The organism is Pedobacter sp. ISL-64 (assembly GCF_018613605.1).
In the GTDB taxonomy this organism is placed as follows: domain Bacteria; phylum Bacteroidota; class Bacteroidia; order Sphingobacteriales; family Sphingobacteriaceae; genus Pedobacter.
This window is the reverse complement of sequence record NZ_JAGGPU010000006.1, coordinates 67614-91800: the sequence shown is the minus strand read 5'-3', so window position 1 is coordinate 91800 and position 24187 is coordinate 67614. Positions and strand designations below refer to the sequence as shown.

General features: G+C 39.8%; 17 protein-coding genes. 13 read left to right on the top strand and 4 right to left on the bottom strand.

What is annotated here, in order from left to right:
- The first annotated feature begins 59 nt into the window (after nt 1–59).
- From J7E57_RS08470 to J7E57_RS08410, 13 genes are all read left to right on the top strand, one after another.
- The gene (locus J7E57_RS08470) at nt 60–1223 is read left to right on the top strand and encodes a CaiB/BaiF CoA transferase family protein (RefSeq protein WP_215127016.1); all 1164 of its coding nucleotides are present in this window, start codon (nt 60–62) and stop codon (nt 1221–1223) included.
- Nucleotides 1216–2454: an extracellular solute-binding protein gene (locus tag J7E57_RS08465; RefSeq protein WP_215127014.1), complete on the top strand. Its 1239-nt coding sequence runs from the start codon at nt 1216–1218 to the stop codon at nt 2452–2454. The genes J7E57_RS08470 and J7E57_RS08465 overlap by 8 nt, the downstream gene beginning before the upstream one ends.
- Entirely contained in the window at nt 2451–3521 is a 1071-nt protein-coding gene (locus tag J7E57_RS08460; RefSeq protein ID WP_215127012.1) for a Gfo/Idh/MocA family protein, read from the top strand. The genes J7E57_RS08465 and J7E57_RS08460 overlap by 4 nt, the downstream gene beginning before the upstream one ends.
- 400 nt (nt 3522–3921) lie before the next feature.
- Nucleotides 3922–4362 (top strand): MaoC/PaaZ C-terminal domain-containing protein, encoded by a 441-nt coding sequence (locus tag J7E57_RS08455; RefSeq protein WP_215127010.1) that lies wholly within the window; start codon nt 3922–3924, stop codon nt 4360–4362.
- A gap of 74 nt (nt 4363–4436) precedes the next feature.
- Complete coding sequence (fucP, locus tag J7E57_RS08450; RefSeq protein WP_215127008.1) at nt 4437–5717, top strand: L-fucose:H+ symporter permease; 1281 nt, start codon at nt 4437–4439, stop codon at nt 5715–5717.
- A 119-nt stretch (nt 5718–5836) separates the two neighbouring features.
- Entirely contained in the window at nt 5837–9235 is a 3399-nt protein-coding gene (locus J7E57_RS08445; protein ID WP_215127006.1) for a glycosyl hydrolase, read from the top strand.
- A gap of 25 nt (nt 9236–9260) precedes the next feature.
- Nucleotides 9261–9851, top strand: coding sequence for a hypothetical protein (locus tag J7E57_RS08440; protein WP_215127004.1), 591 nt, complete (start codon nt 9261–9263; stop codon nt 9849–9851).
- A 13-nt stretch (nt 9852–9864) separates the two neighbouring features.
- Complete coding sequence (locus tag J7E57_RS08435; protein WP_251029856.1) at nt 9865–11928, top strand: glycoside hydrolase family 127 protein; 2064 nt, start codon at nt 9865–9867, stop codon at nt 11926–11928.
- A gap of 179 nt (nt 11929–12107) precedes the next feature.
- Nucleotides 12108–13535: a sialate O-acetylesterase gene (locus J7E57_RS08430; RefSeq protein WP_215127002.1), complete on the top strand. Its 1428-nt coding sequence runs from the start codon at nt 12108–12110 to the stop codon at nt 13533–13535.
- Nucleotides 13536–13623: 88 nt separating this feature from the next.
- The gene (locus tag J7E57_RS08425; protein ID WP_215127000.1) at nt 13624–15951 is read left to right on the top strand and encodes a DUF5703 domain-containing protein; all 2328 of its coding nucleotides are present in this window, start codon (nt 13624–13626) and stop codon (nt 15949–15951) included.
- A gap of 106 nt (nt 15952–16057) precedes the next feature.
- Nucleotides 16058–16846, top strand: coding sequence for an SDR family oxidoreductase (locus J7E57_RS08420; protein WP_057934435.1), 789 nt, complete (start codon nt 16058–16060; stop codon nt 16844–16846).
- A 125-nt stretch (nt 16847–16971) separates the two neighbouring features.
- The gene (locus tag J7E57_RS08415; RefSeq protein ID WP_215126998.1) at nt 16972–17991 is read left to right on the top strand and encodes a zinc-binding alcohol dehydrogenase family protein; all 1020 of its coding nucleotides are present in this window, start codon (nt 16972–16974) and stop codon (nt 17989–17991) included.
- Nucleotides 17992–18412: 421 nt separating this feature from the next.
- Nucleotides 18413–18550 carry a hypothetical protein gene (locus tag J7E57_RS08410; RefSeq protein WP_215126996.1) on the top strand — a complete coding sequence of 46 codons (138 nt, stop codon included), beginning with the start codon at nt 18413–18415 and terminating at the stop codon, nt 18548–18550.
- A 322-nt stretch (nt 18551–18872) separates the two neighbouring features.
- Here J7E57_RS08410 and araA read toward each other — a convergent pair whose 3' ends face one another.
- From araA to J7E57_RS08390, 4 genes are all read right to left on the bottom strand, one after another.
- Nucleotides 18873–20363, bottom strand: coding sequence for an L-arabinose isomerase (gene araA, locus J7E57_RS08405; RefSeq protein WP_215126994.1), 1491 nt, complete (start codon nt 20361–20363; stop codon nt 18873–18875).
- Between the two features lie 348 nt (nt 20364–20711).
- Complete coding sequence (locus J7E57_RS08400; RefSeq protein ID WP_215126992.1) at nt 20712–21413, bottom strand: L-ribulose-5-phosphate 4-epimerase; 702 nt, start codon at nt 21411–21413, stop codon at nt 20712–20714.
- On the bottom strand, nt 21410–23110 hold the full coding sequence (locus J7E57_RS08395; RefSeq protein WP_215126990.1) for a ribulokinase: 1701 nt from the start codon (nt 23108–23110) through the stop codon (nt 21410–21412). Before J7E57_RS08395 ends, J7E57_RS08400 begins: the two co-directional genes overlap by 4 nt.
- A 149-nt stretch (nt 23111–23259) precedes the next feature.
- Complete coding sequence (locus J7E57_RS08390; protein ID WP_215126988.1) at nt 23260–24132, bottom strand: alpha/beta hydrolase; 873 nt, start codon at nt 24130–24132, stop codon at nt 23260–23262.
- Between the last annotated feature and the right edge of the window lie 55 nt (nt 24133–24187).

Genomic DNA, 24187 nt, shown 5'->3' with positions numbered 1-24187 from the left:
ACACTGCGGTCGAGATGACGATTGCATTTAGTGAAGTGACGATTTTAAAAAATAAAAATATGCTACCGCTTGAAGATTATTTAGTTATCGATTTCAGCCAGTTCCTATCGGGGCCATCAGCAAGTTTGCGCCTGGCCGATATGGGTGCGCGTGTAATAAAAATTGAGCGTTTGGGTGTAGGCGACATTTGCCGCACGCTCTATACCTCAAATCTGATTATGAACGGCGAATCATCTGTTTTTCATGCCATTAACAGGAATAAAGAAAGTTTTGAAGTTGATTTAAAACGCGAACAAGATTGTGAAATGGTACGCGAACTGCTTAAAAAAGCAGATGTAATGATCCATAATTTCCGACCAGGGGTAATGGAGCGTTTGGGTTTCGATTATCAATCCGTTAGCGCTTTAAATCCAACCCTAGTTTATGGTGAAATTTCAGGCTATGGCAACAACACGGAATGGAAAAACAAACCCGGTCAGGATTTACTTTTGCAATCGGTTACCGGCTTAACCACTTTAACCGGAAATGCTGATAGTGGCCCTGTAGCAATGGGTTTATCGATTATTGATATGTTGGCAGGCGCGCACCTGGCGCAGGGAATCCTGGCCTGTTTATACAGAAAAGCGCTAAAAAACGAAGGTGGTATTGTACAGATCAGCATGATGGAATCCGCTTACGATTTCCAGTTTGAAACCATTACCACTTTTATGAATGATGGCGGATCTTTGCCCCAACGTTCTAAAAAGAACAATGCAAATGCATATTTAGGCGCTCCTTATGGGATTTATCAAACAGAAAACGGATATTTAGCCCTGGCGATGGGTTCAATTCCACAGTTGGGAAATTTACTTGGCTGCGAGAAATTGGAAGAATACTTGGAAGTAAGCGAAGCATTCGATAAACGTGATGAGATTAAGGCCATTTTGGCCGATCATCTTTTATCGGCGACTACCGAAAAATGGCTTTCCATTTTAGAACCTGCTGATATTTGGTGTGCCGATGTATTAAATTGGAATGCTTTAATGGCCCATGAGGGTTTTAAGGTGTTGAAGATGGTTCAGGAAGTGGAAATGATTGATGGTTACAAATATGAAACCACCAGATGCCCGATCCGTATTGATGGAGAATTATTGACTTCACCAATAGGTTCGCCAAAATTAGGACAGGATAATGAAAAAATTATCAAAGAATTTATAACACAGCATACCATTGCAAATGCATAACCAAATAGAAACTTTCAGGATAGCCGTTCGTAAATTTGCGCCATTTGAAGCTGCGATGCAGAAATTCTGGGAACAATATTGTATCCGTTCGGGCTGTACACTAAAGTTGGAAATGGTGGTAATGGACCTGCACGAACTTTACCACAGTACAATCACCCAAAAAGGTTTGGCAAAAGGCGATTTTGACATTGCGCACATCAGTACTGATTGGGTTTTGGAAGGCTATTCAGCCAATGATTTCGAAGTTTTAAATCCATACATCAACAAAAACAAACCCGACGATTTCCCGAGGGGATGGAGCAAATCACTTTTAGGACTGCAGCGCTTCGGCTGGGAAGTGGTGGGCTTACCATTTCATGATGGACCAGAATGTTTTATTTATAGAAGAGATTTATTCGAAAGTGAAACTGAAAAGGCCCGATATTTTGCTCAATTCGGCAAAACCTTAGCAATACCTAAAACCTGGGAAGATTTTCATCAGATTGCCCGCTTTTTCAACCGTCCTGAACAAAATTTATATGGCAGTATTTTCGCCTGCTATCCGGATGGCCACAATACTGTTTTCGATTTTGCTTTGCAATTATGGACGAGGGGCGGTACACTGGTTGATAAAAATGGTTTTATCCAGATCAATACCCAGGCAGCCATTGATGGTTTAAACTTTTACCGTAAAATCGTTAACGATAATAGCGCCGTTCATCCAAAATCTGCAGCATTCGAATCCGTAGCCGCTGGAATAGCCTTTTCACAGGGTGAAGCTGCCATGATGATCAACTGGTTCGGTTTTGCAGCCATGTGCGAAGTAGGTGCAAACTCTAAGGTAAAAGGAAAAATTGATGTGGAACGATTGCCATGCGACCCAGGTAAAAAATCAGCTTCGTTAAACGTATACTGGCTCTACACCATTGCAAAGGGCAGTAAAAATAAAGAAATTGCCTACGATTTTCTCCGCTTTGCACTGGCTGCAGAACAGGATAAACAGCTCACTTTAGCAGGAGGGATCGGGTGCAGGATCTCGACTTGGAAAGATGAAGAGATCAACCAGGTTATTCCTTATTACCATAAATTAGAACAATTACACGAGGTGGCCAATATGTTGCCACAGAAACAAAATTGGGCTGCTATTGCTGCCATTATCGATCAAATGGTTTTACAGGCCATCAATACCGATGCCGCAACTGAAGCGCTCATCCAGCTTGCACAGAACCAGATTAAAGAAATTGACAAATGAGTATTGATATCAAATATAAACCCGAACTACCACACACCAAACAGCCCATCATTATTATTGGTGCAGGCGGGATAGTGGCAGATGCGCATCTGCCAGCGTATAAAATTGCTGGTTTTGAAGTACATGGCATTGTAAACCGTACAAAAGAGCGGGCACAGAAATTGGCTGATGCTTTTGGAATTCCAAACGTTTATAATTCTGTTGATGAGGCGGTTAAACTTGCTCCAGCAAATGCAGTTTACGATTTAACGATCATGCCTGAGCAATACATCGAAACATTAAAGCAGTTGCCCTATGGAAGTGCGGTGTTAATTCAAAAACCCATGGGCGATGATTTTACACAGGCAAAAGAAATCCTCGAACTCTGCAGAACCAAAAATTTAAAAGCGGCTATAAACTTTCAATTACGTTTTGCGCCATTTGTAAGTGCAGCAAAATACATCATCGATAATGGTTTAATCGGCGAATTATATGATATGGAAGTCCGCGTAACGATTAAAACGCCTTGGGAGATTTTTCCGCATGTGATTATTCATCCACGTTTAGAAATTCAATACCACAGCATTCATTATGTCGATTTAATCCGTTCATTTTTGGGTAATCCTGAGAGTATTTTAGCAAAAACCTTAAAACATCCGGCGAAAAGCTTGTCATCATCTCGTTCTACGATCTTATTCGATTATGGAGATATGATGCATGCGGTAATCAACACCAACCACGACCACGATTTCGGTCCAAATCATCAGGAAAGTTATATTAAATGGGAGGGAACAAAAGGCGCCATTGTAGCTAAAATTGGCTTATTGATGGATTATCCGCATGGCGTACCTGATGTTTTTGAATACTGTATTGTAGAAGACGGAAAATTACCAGAATGGCAAACAGTTAAGTTAGAGGGATCTTGGTTTCCAGAGGCATTTATTGGCACAATGGCCAATTTAATGCGATATAATGAAGGTTCAAGCGATGTTTTACACACCAGTGTCGAGGATGTGATTCAAACCATGGCCGTGGTAGAAAGTGCCTACCAATCGAGTGATATTGGTGGGGTAAAGATTAAAGAATAATTAAATCGTTATTGTGAGGCAGGGAATAAGCGAACCGAAGCAATCTGATGCACTATGTCTTGGCCAGACGGGCTCTTTTCTTTTGATCGCAAAAGACCAGCAGAGCTAGCTTGAATGCAGTTGAAAACATAAAGGTCCTTGAAAAAACAAAACTCCCGGCTTAAAATTTTTCTTTTAAAGTTTCTGCTTAGGCTAGGAACTGCAATCCGAAAAATTTATTAGGCCGGATTTAAGTAGAACGTAGGTGTACTACTTAGGCTTTATTGGATGGAAATGCCAATGTAAAATTTAAGGTATAATAAAGGTTAGTTGAATGGCTAACAATTAAAATTATAATATCGTCCTCGTTTGTAACGAGGATGCAAGAGATAAGCGATTGTATCGCTATAAATTAAAAACTATGTATTTCAAATCAACATTTTTTGAAGATTATCATTTACAGGATAAACGTGTAACACTAGGTCGCACGATAACCGAAACCGATTTCGTAGTTCATGCTGGTCATACCGGCGATTTCTTTCCCCACCATATGGATGCCGAATGGTGTGCAACACAACCGTTCAAACAACGAATCGCTCACGGAACCATGATTTTTAGCATTGGCATCGGTTTAACAGCTTCAGAAATCAATCCTGAAGCCATGAGTAAGGGATATGATAAATTGCGGTTCGTAAAACCTGTTTTTATTGGCGACACCATTCACTCCGAAATAACCATTTCTGAAAAAGGGGAGAGCAAACGGCCAGAATATGGCACCGTAACCGAGCATGTAGAAATCGTTAACCAGCATGGAGATGTTGTTCTAGTCTGCGACCATCTTTTGGTGGTGAAGAAAAAGTAAGATAAAATCGTCATTGCGAGGAGGAACGACGCGGCAATCCTTTTTGCCAATTCAAACAAAAAAAAACAAATATAATGAACCACAACACACAGCCAGAAATTGTAACTGAGGGCGATCCGTCGTCAGGAAAGAAGTATTTATTGCCATTTATCTTTGTTATCAGTTTGTTTTTCCTTTGGGGAATGGCACACAACCTCGATTCGAGCCTTATTCCACATTTGCGAAAAGCTTTTAACCTGAGCAACCTCGAATCGATGTTAATTGATACATCGATCTTTTTAGCCTATTTTTTGATGGCAATACCTGCTGGAATCATCCTTAAAAAGTGGGGATATAAAACCACAATGATTGTAGGCTTATTGGTTTTTGCATTCGGGGCGTTTTTATTTGTACCTGCGGCTAACAACCTTTCTTATGTTACGTTTTTAATTGCATTATTTATTATTGGCTGTGGTTTAGCTACTTTAGAAACGTCGGCAAATCCTTATGCAGCAGTATTGGGTGATCCAGCCAAGGCTGCGAGCCGCTTAAATTTAGCTGCATCTTTTAATGGCCTGGCAGCAGCCGTAGCTGGTTATGTGGGTACACATTATATCCTTTCAGGAAAAACATATACCAAAGATCAGTTAACGAATATGACAGAGGCTATCCGTTTAGCCGAAGCATCATCTGTAAAAACACCTTACATTATTTTAGGTATAGTTTTAGTTTTTATTGCAATTGCTTTTTGCTTTATTAAGTTCCCCGAGATAAAAACCAAAAGCATTGATGGAGAAGCTAAAGGCAGCTTTCTGGGTGCCTTAAAACACAAACATTTAAGGTGGGCAGTTGTAGCTCAGTTTTTCTATGTAGGCGCTCAAGTTTGTGTTACCAGCTCGTTTATCCGCGCTGCGCAACAAGGAGCAGGCTTCGATGAAAGAACAGCAGGCATTTATCTATTTATTTATGGAATTCTTTTCACTGTAGGTCGGTTTGCAGGAACCGCTTTGTTAGCTTATGTAAAAGCTCCAAAATTATTGTCCGTTTATGCTTGTGTAGCTATTGTTTTATGTTTAATTGCAATAACAATAAAGGGCCCAATTGTGGTTTATGCATTAGGTGGTTTAGGTTTTTTCATGTCCATCATGTTTCCGACCATATTTGCATTGGGTATTGAGGGAATTGGCGATGATACAAAACCTGGTTCCTCTTGGCTAATCATGTCTATCATTGGTGGATCTTTGGTACCGTTAACCATGGGCGCAGTAATAGATGCCAACAACGATAATGTACAGATCGGCTACAGTATTCCGCTGGTATGTTTCCTGGTGATTCTTTATTTCGGCTTGCGAGGCTATAAAATAGCACACAAATAAAATTTAACGTCATCCGATAGCTATCGGATGCGGGGAGGAACGACGTGATAATCTATTCTTGAATAAAGATTGTTTGGCGGGTTGAAAGCCACCTTTGGTATTTATAAGAAAATAAAAAAATGAAATTTAGGTTTAGCAAGATTTTTATATTCATTCTGTTGTTTTGCTTTGGCTTTTCAGCAAGCCTTTTTGCGCAACAGAACGAAAGTGCAAAACCTTGGGTATTTTGGTATTGGGTTAAAGGTGCGGTTTCAAAAGCCGGCATCACGGCCGATCTGGAAGCCATGAAATCAAACGGCATCGCGGGTGCTTATTTAATGAGCATTCAAGGACCTGATAAAGTACCAGTTTATTCACCGCCTGCCGTTCAACTAACACCCGAATGGTGGCAAATGGTTGAGTTTGCCATGAGTGAGGCGAAACGGTTGGATCTGAAAATAGGCATGCATGTGAGCGATGGTTTCGCGCTAGCAGGTGGCCCATGGATAACACCTGAATTTTCGATGCAGAAAGTAGTTTGGTCAAAAATAAATATCAGTAATACAGTTACTAAGATCAATTTACCTCAACCAGAATCAAAAGAAAATTATTATAAAGATATTGCCGTTTACGCTTACCCCTCACCAATTGGTGAAAGCATTTCAACAAGAACGGTTGCCCCAAAAATTACAGCCAGCAATGGTGCTGATGCCACTGGTCTCGTTCAGCCAGGGAATAAGAAAAACTTTGGTTCAAATGAACCATGTTATATTCAGTACGAATTCGTGAAGCCCTTTACTTGCCGAACGATAAGCATTAAAATCAGCGGAAATAACTATCAGGCACAACGTTTGGCTATTGAGGTAAGTGATGATAGGAAAAATTTCCGATCAATAGGTAGGTTGGGAGTGCCCCGTCATGGCTGGCAAGACACAGATGAAGATGTTACCCATTCCATTGTACCTACCACCGCTAAGTTTTTCAGGTTTATTTATGATAAAAAGGGATCTGAACCAGGTTCAGAAGATTTAGATGCAGCCAAATGGAAGCCGTCATTAAAGCTCGTAAATCTCGAATTATCTTCCGAAGCACAGCTCAATCAGTTCGAAGGCAAAAATGGTTCAGTTTGGCGGATCAGTAAGAGAAGTACTGAAGCAAAAATTGCCAAAAATCTGTGTGTGCCCTTGAATAAGATCATTAACCTAACGGATAAATTAAATCCAGATGGAACCTTAAACTGGAAAGCGCCGAAAGGCAATTGGACAATCTTAAGGATTGGCCATACTTCTACAGGGCATACCAATGCAACAGGTGGCGGTGGAAAGGGCTTAGAATGCGACAAATTTAATCCGGAAGCCGTAAAATTACAGTTCAAGAATTGGTATGGTGAAGCCTTAAAACATGGCGGACCAGAAATAGCCAAAAAAGTTCTAAGCGTTTTCCATGTAGATAGTTGGGAATGTGGCAGCCAGAATTGGTCGCCAGTATTTAAAGCAGAATTTTTAAAGCGGAGAGGTTACGATTTAACGCCTTATTTACCCATCATGACCGGATTACCTGTAGAGAATGTATCTGTGTCCGAAAATTTCCTTTACGATGTTAGAAAAACGATTTCGGAATTGGTTGTAGATCAGTTTTATAAACCGCTTGCGAAACTGGCAAAGGATCAGGGCGTAACTTTTACGGCCGAAAGTATTGCACCAACGATGATGAGTGACGGATTGATGCATTACAAAACGGTTGATGTGCCCATGGGCGAATTTTGGTTAAACAGCCCGACGCATGACAAACCAAATGATATGTTGGATGCCATTTCTGGCGCACATATTTATGGTAAAAACATCATTCAGGCCGAGGCTTTTACAACAGTCAGAATGGACTGGAACGAAAGTCCAGCGAATATGAAAACCTTACAGGATCGTAATTATGCTTTAGGGATCAATAAACTGGTGTATCACGTTTTTACACACAACCCCTGGACAGATCGGAAACCTGGAATGACCTTAGATGGTGTTGGCCTATATTTCCAACGCGATCAAACCTGGTGGAAAGCTGGTAAAGCATGGATAGATTATGCAGAAAGAACCCAAAACTTGTTACAGCAAGGCAAACCTGTTGTAGATATCGCCGTTTTTACTGGTGAAGAATTACCACGCCGTTCTGTTTTACCAGATAGGCTGGTAGAAACCTTGCCCGGTATTTTTGGTGCTGATGTTGTGGAGGCTGAAAAGAAACGCCTCGCAAATGTTGGTGAACCTTTAAGGCAAATGCCAGCCGGTGTAACCCATTCAGCAAATATGGCCGATCCCGAAAATTGGGTAAATCCTTTACGTGGATATGCTTATGATAGCTTTAATCCCGATGTATTGAGTACAGCAACTGTTAAAGATGGCAATGTTGTTTTCGAAAGTGGGGCAACCTATAAAATTTTGGTTTTCACCGGAAAATTAAAGATGAATCCAAATTATCAATACATCAGCTACCAAACGATTAAAAAACTTTTAGAATTGATTAAGGCTGGTGCAAAGGTAACTGTTGCAGATAAACCGCTCTATCAAAACGGTTTAAAACAAGTGAGAAAAATTGAATTTGATAGGATGGTTAACGAGATTTGGGATAAAAATGTTACCCCTAACTTTATTAAGAAAATAGGGCTTGGAGTGGTAGTTAAAGCACCGTATTATGGTGAAAATTTTCACCAAATCAGAATTGAAACCGATTTTTTCGCTTTAGAAGACGGACCAATAAATAAGCCATTCATGTATGCTAAAAATGTTGCTTATACCCATAGGAAAACAGATGAAAAAGATATCTATTTTATCTCAAATCAGGAAGCTAAAGAGCGAAAATTTAGGTTTTCATTTCGTGTAAAAGATAAAGTCCCTTTAGTTTACAATGCAGTAAATAACGAAACAACCAATATTAAACGATGGTCTGCTTTTAATGGCAGAACAGTTTTCAATCTGAAATTAGAACCAAATCAATCAGTATTTATATTATTCAGAAAGAGTACAAAAGAAAAAAACTTCAATAAAGGTAACAACTGGTCAAATTTTAGAACCATCCAGGATATTTCTAAAACCTGGCAGGCAAAATTCGATACGGCTTATGCCGGCCCATCAAAACCTATCATTTTTAACGATTTAACCGATTGGACACGGCACACAGATAGTTTGGTTAAATATTATTCAGGAACTGCAACGTATAGTAAAAATTTCACCTTCAATGAAGATTTTAAAGGTAAAATCTGGCTCGATTTAGGCGAATTCTCCAGTATTGCCGAAGTAAAAATCAATGGAATAAATTGCGGCACTTTGTGGACTGCTCCGCACCGTTTAGAAATCAGTAAAGCCATTAAAAAAGGCGAGAACCAAATTACCATCGGAGTGACAAATACCTGGGCTAACCGTTTAATAGGTGATAGCAAATTGCCAGAAAATAAAAGAATTACCAAAACAACTGCACCTTTCCGATTGGAAGGTAAAGCTTTAAATCCTGCGGGATTATTAGGTCCGGTAGTGATACAAGTGGAAGAGTAAATGAGCGTTTAATATTTCAAAATATATGAAAAAAATAATTGTATTAATTCTGGCATTTACCCAAACTATTGTTTACGCTCAAAAAAAGAAGGTGAAGGATAATTTTAATGTCCAGATCAGGTTAGAAAAGGGCGATTTAAATAAAGATGGTTTGATCGACAAAACCGTAATTATGATGGATACGATCGATACAGCGGTTCCTTTAAGGTTACAAATATTTTTTTTACAGCCAAATAAGAAATTTAAATTGGTTTTCTCTTCAACTGATGTAATTGAACCCCAATATGTAAACGGTGTACATACTAAAAATCAAATCCCTTATTTTTTTATTGAAAACGGATTTCTATTAATGAATACTGAAAAAAATGATGTTCGCTTTGAGTATAAATTCGTCTACAAAAAAGGAATTTTTCAATTGATTAAAGTCTCTAGCGTAGTTTATGATGGGAAAAATTCGACAACCGAGACTGTATTTAATCTTTTAACAGGAGTGAGAACGGAAACTACAATGTTATTGGGTTCCGAAAAAATCTTAAAGAAAAATACAAAGAAAATAATGATCAGGCCATTACCTACGCTTCAGAATCTAAAGACTTTTGGCAATAAATTAGATTAATAACAAAAAAATAATGAAAAAGCTACCCCATATAACCAAAAATTTTGTCCTACAGACTTTACGACTTCAGGTAATTGTTTATGTAACGCTTTTTCTAACGTTAAGTGCTAAAGCACAAGACAAAGCTTTGGTTAATACATCAAATTCGCCTTATGCGAAATTGCACGGCATCAATATGACGGATGTAACCTGGACAAAAGGATTTTGGGCCGACCGCTTTAAGGTGGCTACCGAAACCATGGTACCCAACATGTGGGCCATTTATAACGATCCCAAGATCAGTCACGCTTTTGAAAATTTCAAAATTGCAGCAGGTTTAGATACGGGCTCACATGCTGGTCCATCTTTCCATGATGGCGATTATTACAAAACTTTGGAGGCTGTAGCTGTTTTATATGCTTCAACTAAAAACCCAAAACTGAACGAAATGATGGACAAGGCCATTGTGGTAATCGGTAAATCACAACGCGACGATGGCTACATCTATACCAAAGCAATGATTGAGCAACGCAAAACAGGCTCTAAAAATCAATTTCAGGATCGGTTGAGCTTTGAATCGTACAATATAGGCCATTTAATGACTGCTGGTTGCATTCATTACCGGGCAACCGGAAAAACTACTTTGCTTAACATTGCTAAAAAGGCCACAGATTATCTGTATAATTTCTATAAATCTGCTTCACCGACATTGGCACGAAACGCCATTTGTCCGTCGCATTATATGGGCGTGATAGAAATGTACCGCACCACAAAAGATCCCCGGTATTTAGAACTGGCACAGCATTTAATTGCCATAAAAGGTAAAATTGACGATGGCACAGATGATAACCAGGATCGGATCCCTTTTCTACAACAAACCAAAGCCATGGGCCATGCCGTACGTGCCAACTACCTTTATGCGGGTGTAGCAGATTTATATGCCGAAACAGGTAAGGATTCTCTTTTAAAAACATTGAATTTAATGTGGGATGATGTCAATCAGCACAAAATGTACATCACGGGTGGCTGTGGCTCGCTTTACGATGGGACTTCGCCCGATGGCACATCCTATAATCCGGCCGATGTGCAGAAAATTCACCAGGCATTTGGTCGCGATTTTCAATTGCCCAATTTTACCGCACATAACGAAACCTGCGCCAACATTGGCAACGTACTTTGGAACTGGCGCATGTTGCAGATTACAGGTGATGCCAAATATGCTGATGTAATGGAACTCGCTTTACATAACAGCGTTTTATCTGGAATTAGTTTGGACGGAAAAAACTTTTTGTACACCAATCCTTTGGCGCAATCAAACGATTTACCTTTTAAACAACGCTGGTCGAAAGATAGGGTGCCTTATATCGCGTTATCCAATTGCTGCCCACCAAACGTAGTCAGAATGATTGCAGAAGTAAGCGATTATGCCTACAGTACTTCAGATAAAGGATTGTGGTTCAATTTATATGGTGGCAATAACCTAAATACTACATTAACCACTGGTCAGAAAATTTCTTTGTCGCAAGAAACCAATTATCCCTGGGATGGGAAGATCAAAATCAGCATTAAAGAAATAGGGAATAAAGCTTATTCATTATTTTTGAGAATCCCGTCGTGGACACATGATGCGCAGATCACAATCAATGGAAAAACCGAAAATGTTAAAGCCGTTTCCGGAACTTATGCAGAAATTAACCGTGTTTGGAAAAAAGGTGATGTAATAGAATTAAATCTCCCTATGGATGCCACTTTAATTGAAGCCAATCCCTTGGTTGAAGAAAACAGGAATCAGGTAGCGGTAAAACGCGGACCAATTGTTTACTGCCTCGAATCTACAGATCTACCTGGTAAAAGTATTTTTAATGCTTTTATTCCGACTTCAACGAAATTTGAGGTCAAACCCATTAATATCGATGGTGCTGCTATGATGAGTTTGGTAGGAAATGCAAAAATGGTAGCGACAAACAACTGGAAAAATGTACTGTACAGGCCCATTGAAGATAAAAATACAACAACAGAAATTAAACTGGTGCCATACTTTGCCTGGGGAAACAGAGGGCATTCAGAAATGTCGGTATGGCTGCCGATGAGTAGATAAAATTAAACCGTCATTACGAGACACGAAGCAATTTAATGCGGTGATGGTACGTCAACTAGAGTTGTAGGAAGCGTCATGCTGAACTTGTTTCAGCATCTTTAACGCTAGGCCGCATCGCAATTAAGACCCTGAAATAAATTCAGGGTGACGACCGATTAAAAAATATTGACTAAATAAAAATGAAACTAAAACTCTTCATATTCCTAAACCTCACTTGTTGCCTCATCGCATCAGCCACAGTAAAGCCTGCGTCAATTTTTACCGATCATATGGTGTTACAACAACAAAGCAATGTTGCCATATGGGGCTGGGCAAAAGCTGCTACCAAGGTAAAAATCAATACTTCCTGGAACAAACAGCACTATACCGTCATTACTGATCAGGCCGGTAAATGGAAAATAAAAATTGCGACTCCATCGGCCGGAGGCCCATATAATATTGAATTAAATGATGGTGAAAAACTTATCCTGACTGATATTTTAATTGGTGAAGTTTGGTTTTGTGGTGGCCAATCAAACATGGAAATGCCTATGAAAGGATTTAAAAGCCAGCCGATAATTGGTTCGAATGAGGCCATTCTAAAATCTACCAATAAAAACATCAGGCTTTACACTGTTCCGCGTTCTTCCATCACCGAACGACAAGAAGACAGCAAAGCTTCGCAATGGAAATTAGCTGCCCCAGAAACCGTTGCCAATTTTAGCGCAACCGCTTATTACTTTGGCTCCTTATTAAGCGAGATGTTAAATGTTCCCATCGGGATTATCAACGATAGTTATGGCGGTTCTACAATCGAAGCCTGGATGTCGCCCGAGGATTTAAAAGCATTCCCCGAGGTTAAAATCCCCTCAAAAACCGACAGCATAAAAGAAGTAAGCAGAACGCCCACAACTTTATACAATGGCATGCTCTATCCTGTAATCGGTTATGGCATAAAAGGTGCCATCTGGTATCAGGGAGAATCAAATTATGAACGTCCAGACCGTTACGAAGGCTTATTCCCTGCGATGGTTTTTTCCTGGAGAAAAAATTGGGATAATGGCGATTTTCCTTTCTACTATGCACAAATCGCACCCTACAACTATGCCCAATTGCCGCCTTATCATGTTGGTGGAAAATTTAACTCGGCCTTTTTACGGGATGCACAACGTAAATCCCTAACTAAAATTCCAAATTCGGGAATGGCTGTTTTAATGGATATCGGCGAGGAAAAATCCATCCATCCCGCAAACAAAAAACAGGGCGGAACCCGTTTGGCTTATCTGGCACTGTCTCAAACTTATGGTATAAAAGGTTTTGGTGCATTAAGCCCGAACTATGAATCTTTGAACATCGATAAAAATAAAGCGGTGATCAAGTTCCAAAATGTAACAAACGGCTTAACTTCATTTGGCAAAGATTTGGCCTTATTTGAAGTAGCAGGAGCAGACCATATATTTTACCCTGCCAAAGCCACTATAACGGGAAGTAGCATCACTGTTTCAGCAGTGCAGGTTAAAATACCAGTGGCTGTTCGCTACGCCTTCAAAGATTTTGTAACCGGCGATTTATTCGGAAACGATGGCTTACCCGTTTCTTCATTCCGCACCGATGATTGGGAGAATTAATAATTATAAAATGAATTTTACCACGAAGACACAAAGTATTTTATTTAGGAACTTAAATGTTCTGATATGTCTTATATGGTCAAAATTTTTGAACCATGCCTTAAGTGTCCTCAGGTGCCTTAGCTGGTCAAAAAGAATCAACCTCTTCTTTGTATTATTCTCCCTGTCTTTGTGCTTCCTCACCTCAAGTGCTTTTTCACAGGAAAAAGCCTCAAGTAACGTAGTTTGGAATACTCAAAGCCTTAATTCTTCAGCATCCATGCCTGTAGGTGGCGGCGATATCGGCCTTAACCTCTGGGTAGAAAATGGTAATGTTTACCTCTATCTATCCAAAAGCAGTACCTTCGACGAGAATAATACCTTGCTTAAACTTGGTCGTGTAAAACTCAAATTATCACCAAACCCTTTTCAGGGGAAATCATTTAAACAAGAACTGATCTTAAAAGATGGTTACGCCCAGATCTCAGGCTCAGATGGTAAATTAAATGCAAAAATCAATGTTTGGGTAGATGTTTTTAACCCTGTTATCCATTTAGACATTAAATCCAGCCAAAACGTCATAACAGAAGCCAGTTACGAAAGCTGGCGCTTTGAAGACCGCATCACAAAAGGCAAAGAGAACAACCAAAATTCGTATAAATGGGCGCCTCGGGGCATTGTAAAAACCTTTAAAGATGAAATTGCTTTTAAAAACAATACCGTTCAATTTTACCATCAAAATAAAGCCGAAACCGTATTCGATATTACAGTAAAACAGCAAGGTCTTGATGATAGAAAAGCCGAATTGTTCAATCCGTTAAAAAACATGATTTTCGGCGGCACCATGCAGGGAGATAACCTGTTTCCGGCAGGGAATAATGAAGGTATCTATTTAAGCACACCTTTTAAAGCCTGGACGTTGAAAAGTAAAAAACCTTCGCGTTCAAACCACATTACCATTGCTTTACATACCGTTAAAACTTCGTCAATTTCTGATTGGGAAAAACAGTTAACTTCATTAAAAATCAATAACAATCATAAAGCCAGTATAAAATGGTGGAATGATTACTTTGAAAAGAGTTTCATTTACATCAATTCGAAAGATGAATCAGCCAATCAATCGGCTAAAAATTATCAGTTATTCAGGTATATGTTGGGTTGCAATGCCTTTGGCAAATACCCTACGAAATTTAATGGTGGTTTATTTACCTTCGATCCACAACTTACTGATACGGCGCTGAAATATACACCCGATTTCAGGAATTGGGGAGGAGGTACCCACACCGCACAAAACCAACGTTTAGTCTATTGGCCGATGTTAAAAAGCGGCGATTTTGAAATGATGAAACCTCAGTTCGATTTCTATCTGAATTTGTTAAAAAATGCTGAAATCAGAACGCAGTCTGCCTGGGGACATAATGGCGCCAGTTTTACAGAGCAATTGGAAAATTTTGGATTACCAAACCAAGCAGAATATGGCTGGAAACGTCCTGCCGATTTTAACAAGGGCATGGAATACAATGCCTGGTTAGAATACCAGTGGGATACCGTTTTAGAGTTCTGTATGATGATTTTGGAAACAGAAAGGTATAATGGCAATAACATCGAAAAATACCTTCCATTGATTGAAAGTTCACTTGCTTTTTTCAAAGAACACTATACTTATTTAGCCAAACAACGCGGAGCAAAAGTTTTAGATGCCGATGGGCATTTAGTTCTGTATCCTGGATCGGGCGCTGAAACCTACAAAATGGCCTACAACGCCACCTCAACCATTGCCGCACTAAAAACCGTTTTAGAACGACTTCTGGAGCATCCCAATTTAGCTGAAAAGCAAAAGTCGGAATGGGAAACCATGCTAAAAACCATTCCACCTATCAGTTTTAGAACATTTTACGGCCGCACAACAATTGCTCCGGCAAAACTTTGGGAGCGCATTAACAATACCGAAAGTCCGCAGTTGTATCCTGTTTATCCCTGGGGCATTTATGGAATTGGTAAACCTGGTTTAGACACCGCCATCAATACCTTTAAATACGATACAGATGTTTTAAAATTTCGCAGTTATATCGGCTGGAAACAGGATAATATTTTTGCAGCCAGATTAGGTTTAACTGAAGATGCTGCAAAATTAACCACCGCAAAGCTAAAAGACTCAGGAAGGAGATTCCCGGCATTCTGGGGCCCTGGTTTCGACTGGACGCCAGACCATAATTGGGGCGGCTCCGGTATGATCGGTTTGCAGGAAATGCTGATGCAGGTAGACGGAAAAAAGATTTATCTTTACCCTGCATGGCCTAAAGAGTGGGATGTACATTTCAAGCTCTATGCGCCTTACCAAACCACCGTTGAAGGGCAGTTGAAGAATGGAAAATTAATAGATTTAAAAGTATGGCCTGAATCAAGAAGGGCAGATGTAATTAATATGATTAAATAATAGGCTAAGGTTTAGCCACTTCGTCATGCTGAATTTATTTCAGCATCTATGTAAAAAAGACCCTGAAATGAATTCAGGGTGACGATCAATATAAAATTAGTAAAAAATGGATTTACAATTAAAAGAAAAAGTTATTATCATTACCGGTGCTGCAAAAGGCATTGGTAGAAGCATTGCAGAAGTATTTGCTAAGGAAAATGCAATTGCCGTAATCGTAGGTAGAAAAGCAGCAGATAACCAAAAAGTAGTTGATGAGATTGTTGCACAAGGCAAACAAGCAGAACAATTTGTTGCAGAACTTTCCAATCCAGATGATTGCGAAAAAGTAGTTAAAGAAATCGTCGCTAAATTTGGTAGGATTGATGGTTTGGTGAATAATGCGGGCGTTAACGATGGAGTAGGTTTAGAAAGTGGAAATTATAAAGACTTTATGGCTTCATTACATAAAAACGTAGTGCATTATTATTTGATGGCACACCATGCCTTGCCGGAATTAATTAAAAGTAAAGGTGCTATCGTAAACATCACTTCAAAAACAGCAGAAACCGGACAAGGAAATACCTCAGCTTATGCTGCCGCAAATGGTGGTAGAAATGCATTAACCCGCGAGTGGGCTGTTGAATTATTAAAATATGGCATCCGCGTAAATGCAGTAGTGGTTGCTGAATGCTGGACACCTGCTTACGAAACCTGGATAGAGACTTTGGATAATGCAGAAGAAAAACTAAAAGAAATCACTTCAAAAATTCCATTGGAAAATAGAATGACAACTGCAGAAGAAATTGCAAACATGACAGCCTTTTTAATGTCTAACAAATCAAGTCATACCACCGGACAGATTATCCATGTTGATGGCGGTTATGTTCATTTAGACAGAGCTTTGGCGAACGCATAATTACTAATAATTGAATGATAGATGGAGTGAATGACAGAATATTAGCAAATCACTAAAACATTCTATCATTCCTTAATTCAACATTCACTCATTCTATCACTCAAAATTCAATCATTAAATTTAAAATGAAAACCCTTACCTGTACTACACCTGGAACTTTCGAATATTCAGAAACAGAAAAACCTGAGCTTAAAAAAGACCATGCCATTATAAAAATTAAAAGAATCGGTATCTGTGGGACCGATTTACATGCCTTTGAAGGCACACAACCTTTCTTTAACTACCCCAGAGTTTTAGGTCACGAGTTATCTGGCGAATTGGTTGAAGCCGATGGAGCCAATAGTTTCAAAATAGGAGAGGCTGTTACTTTTATCCCATATTTTAATTGTGGCGAATGCATTGCCTGCCGAATGAACAAACCAAACTGCTGTGTTAAAATGCAGGTTTGTGGTGTACATGTTGATGGTGGTATGCGCGAATATTTACAGGTTCCATCGAGAACACTTTTACATGGCGAGGGCTTGAGTTATGATGAACTTGCCTTAGTTGAACCTTTAGCCATAGGTGCACATGGGGTCCGCAGGGCAGATGTTCAACCTGGCGAATTTGTTCTTGTTATTGGTGCCGGGCCAATTGGTTTGGGCACAATGGAATTCGCCAGAATTGCCGGGGCCAACGTAATCGCCTTAGATATTAACGAAGACCGTTTGGCTTTCTGTAAAGATAAATTAAAGGTAGCACATGTGGTTAATGCGCTTTCGCCTGATGTTGTGCAACAATTGAGCGATATAACCAATGGCGATATGCCAACGGTTGTAATTGATGCTACAGGTAATCAAAAGGCCATTAACAATGCTATAAACTATATGGCACATGGAGCAAGGTTCGTTTTAATCGGCTTGCAAAAAGGAGATTTAATTTTTAACCATCCTGAGTTTCACAAGCGCGAATCGACATTAATGAGCAGTAGAAATGCCACCATTGAAGATTTTGAACATGTAATCAAATCAATGAAAGCTGGCTTGGTTAATCCTACCAACTATATTACGCATCAAGTTAAATTTGAGGAAGTAAAAGATGAGTTTGAAAGCTGGTTAGATCCCAAGAATGGGGTGATTAAAGCGATGGTTAGTGTAGGAAATTAAACTTTAGCCATACTTTTACTGGGGGCGTCATGCTGAATTTATTTCAGCATCTATTACACGTAATATGCATTTTGAAAGATCCTGCTTTTAACGTTCCTAAAAAGATCCTGAACTAAATCTACTCAATTATCGTCATTGCGAGAAGGCTTTTTCAGCCGACGAAGCAATCTTTTTAGCAAGAATAGTTGGTATAAAAGATTGCTTCGTCGTTCTTTCTGTCATTGGAGTTATTTGTAATCATTTAAATATAAATGGTTTATGCTAAACGCATATTTCTGCCCAGCTAGGCCGTAGCACCGTATCCCCGTTCTACTTAAATCCGGCCTAACAAATTTTTCGGGCTGCACTGCCCAAGCCAACCTACTAGCTTCCAAAGAAAACGGCGAAGCCCTCATGAATGCAGCTGAAAACTATAATACAAATGAATAAATTTTCAGCCGGTGTTTTTTGTTTTTTCATGGGCCTTTATATTTTCAACTGCATTCAAGCTAGCTCTGCTGGTCTTTTTGACACCAAAAAGAAAGAGCCCATCGGCGGCGGTGAGCCGAGGGAAGCCTGAGCTGTAGGGTAAAAAAATAATCAACTATATACGTATTGATTTTTATACAATAAATTATCCCTCAGACTGACAACCCTTTTTGTCGCAACCTTTCATTTTGAGCAAAATGCAACGCAGCCGAGAACCCGAAGGCTCAGCGAAGCTAAATCTATTTTTCGATTTACTTTACCTAATAGATCTCTCCACTTCGCGTTGCTTCGGTCGAGATGACGATTTTTTTTATTGGAACCTTTCAATGGTACTTGTTTCAGAATGATAATCGCATAAAAAAGCCGATAACCATAAGATTACCGGCTTTTTACTGTACAGTACTTTATTGAAATTATTTATAAAAAACCTCATTCCAATGCAATTCATTCCTGAATTGATTGATTTTGGTATCCGCACCAATATTTACATATTCTAAGCCGGCAATATTCGCAAAATCCAATAAATGCTCGGTAGTTAAATTCTGACTATAAGCGGTATGGTGTGCACCACCAGCATAAATCCATGCTGCACAACCCGTTTTCATATCAGGTAGTGGTTTCCACAATACACGGGCTACCGGTAAGTTTGGTAAATCATGTTCAGCTTCAACAGCTTTTACTTCGTTCACCAGTAAACGGAAACGGTTGCCCATATCAATTAAAGATGCATTTAAAGCATCGCCACCAGCAACGTTAAAAACCAAACGCGCAGGATCTGCTTTGCCGCCAATACCTAGTGGGTGAACCTCTAAACTCGCTTTACCACTTGCCAATGAAGCATCAACCTCGAGCATGTGTGAGCCTAAAACCATCGAGTTTGCCGGATCGAAATGATACGTATAATCTTCCATAAATGCATTTCCACCAGCTAAACCAGCACCCATTACTTTACAGGCACGTACCAAAGCAGCCGTTTTCCAATCACCTTCACCAGCAAAGCCATAACCATCGGCCATCAAACGTTGTGCTGCAATTCCTGGTAACTGGATCATACCGTGTAAATCTTCAAAAGTATCAGAGAACCCTTTAAAACCTCCGTTTTCCAGGAATTTTCTTAAACCCAGTTCAATTTTGGCCGCTTCGTAAACAGATGAATGCCTTGCACCGCCCACTTTTAAATCAGCACTCATCTCGTAAGTTGCTTCGTATTCTTTCAATAACGCTTGAATAGACTCTTCACTTATCCCATTAATTACCGCTACTAAATCGCCTATACCATAGGTATTTACCGCAAAACCAAATTTCATTTCAGCTTCTACCTTATCGCCATCTGTAACGGCCACATAACGCATATTATCGCCGAAACGAGCGAATTTGGCACCTTGCCAATCGTGCCATCCGGCAGCAGCCCTGCACCAGGTATCAATCTGTTTAGCTACTTCTTCATCCTGCCAATGCCCAACAACTACTTTACGGTCTTTACGCATGCGCGACACCATGAAACCAAATTCGCGGTCGCCATGAGCACTTTGGTTCAGGTTCATGAAATCCATATCAATGGTATTCCATGGAATGTCGCGGTTAAACTGTGTGTGTAAGTGCAATAATGGTTTCTGCAAAACATTTAAGCCCCTGATCCACATTTTAGCAGGAGAGAAGGTATGCATCCAGGTAATTACACCGATACAGTTCTCATCAATATTGGCTTGTTGTAAGGTTTCGAAAATCTCCTCTGTAGTTTTTACAATCGGCTTGTACACTACCGAAACAGAAATACTTCCATTTTGGTTTAACGAATCGGCCACTTGTTGAGCGTGCTCCGCTACTTGTTTTAAGGTTTCTTCACCATACAAATGTTGCGTACCTGTAATAAACCAAACCTCTAATTTTTTTAAATCAATCATTACTATTTATGTTATTTTTAATTTATTCTATTCTCCTCTGTCTGTGTCCTCACAGACCATTATCCATATTCTTTTTTGAAAAGCAAGGTTCCGTATTTCATCGGTTGGGTAGTCCTGCTTTCCGTTTTATCCCGATTTTACATCGGGATGCTCACTCCAATCAGGTTTAGATCACTTAGGTAAACCTTATAATGTTAAACCCGACAGCAGCGGCAGCTCCCGATTCTTCATCGGAACTATAGCGAATGGCGGGACTTTCGTTCCCCAAGCACCACTGCAATTGCTTTCCAAACCCCTTAATTCAATTTATGCAACCAAACTCAAAACTCCGAACTCCCAACTCTAAACTCAACTCTGTCCATAATAAGCACCATCACCGTGTTTACGCTCGTAATGTTTCTCTATCAACGAATCTTTCAGCTTTGGGGCCTGCGGATTGATCTGTTCGGTTAACAAAGCCATTTGTGCCACAGTTTCTAAAACCGCACTGTTATAAACGGCTTTCTCGGCCGTTTTTCCCCAGGTAAAAGGAGCGTGGTTGCCTACCAAAATCATTTCAACCTCTTTATAACTTAAACCCAAACTTTCAAAATGGTTCATAATCTGGAAACCCGTTTCATACTCGTAATTCCCTTTGATCATTTCATCAGCCATTGGTGGTGCACAAGGAATATCTACTGTTAAATGGTCGGCGTGGGTAGTTCCGAAAATTGGAATTGCCCTTTGCGCCTGCGCCCAGGCTGTGCCGTAAGTAGAATGTGTATGTACAATCCCGCCAATCTCTGCCCAGTGTTTATATAAAACCGCATGGGTTTTAGTATCTGATGAGGGACGTAAACTTCCTTCAACAGTATTTCCGTCAAAATCTACAATCACCATTTTCTCCGGCGACAAATCTTCGTAAGGTACGCCGCTTGGTTTAATGGCAAAAACACCTTTCGACCGATCTGCAGCACTCACATTGCCGAAGGTAAAAAGTACCAGCCCCAATTTGGGCAACTGCATGTTGGCCTGGTAAGCCTGCTCTTTTATATCTTGATAGTTGCTCATGATAAGTAAGGTTTTACATCTTTTTTATTGTATTTCTCCAGGTACCTGCCTAGTCCCAAATATTGTTGGTAATGCTGGCGGTAAAGTTTTTGTTTTTTAATATTTGGCTTGTATTCTTTCTCAAAGCCTGTTCCCATGGCCGCCATTGCTGCTTCGATATTTGGATAAATATCAGCCGCTACAGCAGCGAACATTGCCGCACCTAATGCACAGGTATGCTCAAAACGATGGATTCTAATGGGCATTTCCAATACATCAGCCATCATTTGCATAATATAGGCCGATTTTTTTGCTACACCACCAATACCGATAATTCCTTTTACAGGAACACCCTGTTCTTTAAAACGATCTACAATGGCTTTCGCACCAAAACAGGTTGCTGCAGCTAAGGCACGGAAAAACCGTGGTGCATCTGTTCCTAAACCTAAACCGGTTATGGCACCTTTAAGTTCCTGATTTGCATCTGGCGTTCTACGGCCGTTCAACCAATCGATAGCCAGTTCTGCATAATCCCCCTCTGGTAAAGCTGCAGCCTCGTTGCTTAACTTAGCGATTATTTTTCCTTCGAGCTCTGCCTTTAATGCAGTAGCTGTAGCTTCATCAATTACATCAGATTCAGTAAGTAAATGATTTAATGGCCAGCTGATTAAATTCTTGAACCAGGCATAAACATCACCGAAAGCAGATTGGCCGGCTTCTAAACCTGCCATACCCGGAATTACCGAGCCATTAACCTGTCCACAGATACCGTTGATCAATTTTCCATGTAAATCCTGATTGGGTGCAACCAAAATATCGCAGGTACTCGTACCCATTACTTTACTCAGGTAGTAAGGTTCAATCTGTCCGCCAACCGCACCCATGTGTGCATCAAATGCACCAACACCCACAACTACATCTGTACTTAAGCCCAGTTTGGTTGCCCATTCTTCGCTCAATGTTCCTGCAGAAATATCAGAAGTATAGGTATCGGTGAATAATTTATCTCTAAAGCCTGCTAAAAGCGGATCAAGAGTGCTAAAGAAATCTTCAGGAGGTAAGCCGTTAAACTCTTCTGCCCAAAGTGCTTTATGCCCGGCGGCACAACGGCTACGTTTCATTGTTGTAATGTCGTTTCCACCACAAAGCAAAAACGGAACCCAGTCGCAATGTTCTACCCACGATGCAGCACCTTTTTTAATAGTCGAATCGACCCTTAATATGTGCAATAATTTAGACCAGAACCATTCTGATGAATAAATGCCACCTACATATTTAAGGTAATTGGTACTAAATGTAGTAGCGTGTTCATTAATTTCTGCGGCTTCTTTAACTGATGTATGGTCTTTCCAAAGCACAAACATGGCATTTGGATTTTCTTCAAAACCTTTGGTCAGGGCAAGGGGAGTACCCGTTGCATCAACAGCCACCGGACTTGATCCGGTTGTATCAACCGAAATTCCCTTTACCAGGTGTGCAATATCGGCACCACCTGCTTTTGTTAAACAATCTTTTATAGTGTGTGTTAAACCTTCAATATAATCTAACGGATGCTGGCGGAACTGATTAACAGCCGGTTTACAATATAAACCTTTCTGCCATCTTGGATAAAGAAAAACAGACGATGCTATTTCCTTTCCGTTTGCGGTATCGACTAGAACTGACCGGACAGAATCTGTCCCGTAATCCACTCCAATTACATAGTTTGCTGTGCTCATAACAATAAATAAATGTCTAATTAACGTTTATTTATTTGAATTAAAAAATTTTATTGCTTTTTTAATCAAAAACCTTCATTATAACGTTTTAGTAGCCTAATTTTGCATATCGGTTTTTGTATCCACCAGTGTTGGATATTTTTTAAACCCTATTCTTTTTTCACTACCGGGTATAGGAATTTAAAAGAATTGGAAACCGCCTGATGCATAATCGTTGCATGGTTCTCCTGTGGTAAAAAATCAAAATATACTTTTACATTTTTGTTTTTGAAACCTTTTATTTTTTCGGTCAATAAATTTGCATCCACTTCCATCACCCTGGGTATTTCAGTTGGCGTTAGGCCTTCTTTACCAACAGCAATGTAAACATCAGTTTGTCGCACAAAAGTATTTTTTCTTATTTCGGAATCCTGATTCAACAACGAAGCATTGTCCCACCATAAACTCGGACTAATAATAATGTATTTATTAAAAAGTGTAGGTTTTTTAATCAGGATTTCTGTAGCCAGCAAACCGCCTAAAGATTGACCAATAAGGGTTTTGTTCGCATCCGTTTTATATTTTGCCTGAATATAGGGTTGAAGCTCTTTTTCAATGAACGAAATAAATTTATCCGAATGACCTGTTGTAGGATACCTTTTCTTGTCACCCTCGATAGCGGTGGGGAAAGTAAAATCGCGTTTCCGATCTACAGTGGCAATGCCCACCACAATTGATTTAGGCACCTGATTTACCCATTCGAAACTATTAAACTGCACCACACCTACAATATGGATAAAATCTTCATCGGCAGAACCGTCAAGCAAATAGATTACCGGATATTTTGTGGTATCGTTTTGTTGATAGCCTTCAGGAAGGTAAATGTTCAGGATTCTTTTCTCAGCCAGTTCTTTTGATTGGATTTCGTCTATTCGCCCCAAAACAAAGGCTTTACTTTTATCGCTTTCATTTGGCCTGTTTTTTTGCCCAAAAACTACTGCTGTAAAAAAAGTTAAAAGAAGAATTAGAAATGCTTTGTTCATATGTTGCTTATAGGATGTTTGGTGCATTAAGCTGTGCTTAATTTATCTGCCGTTT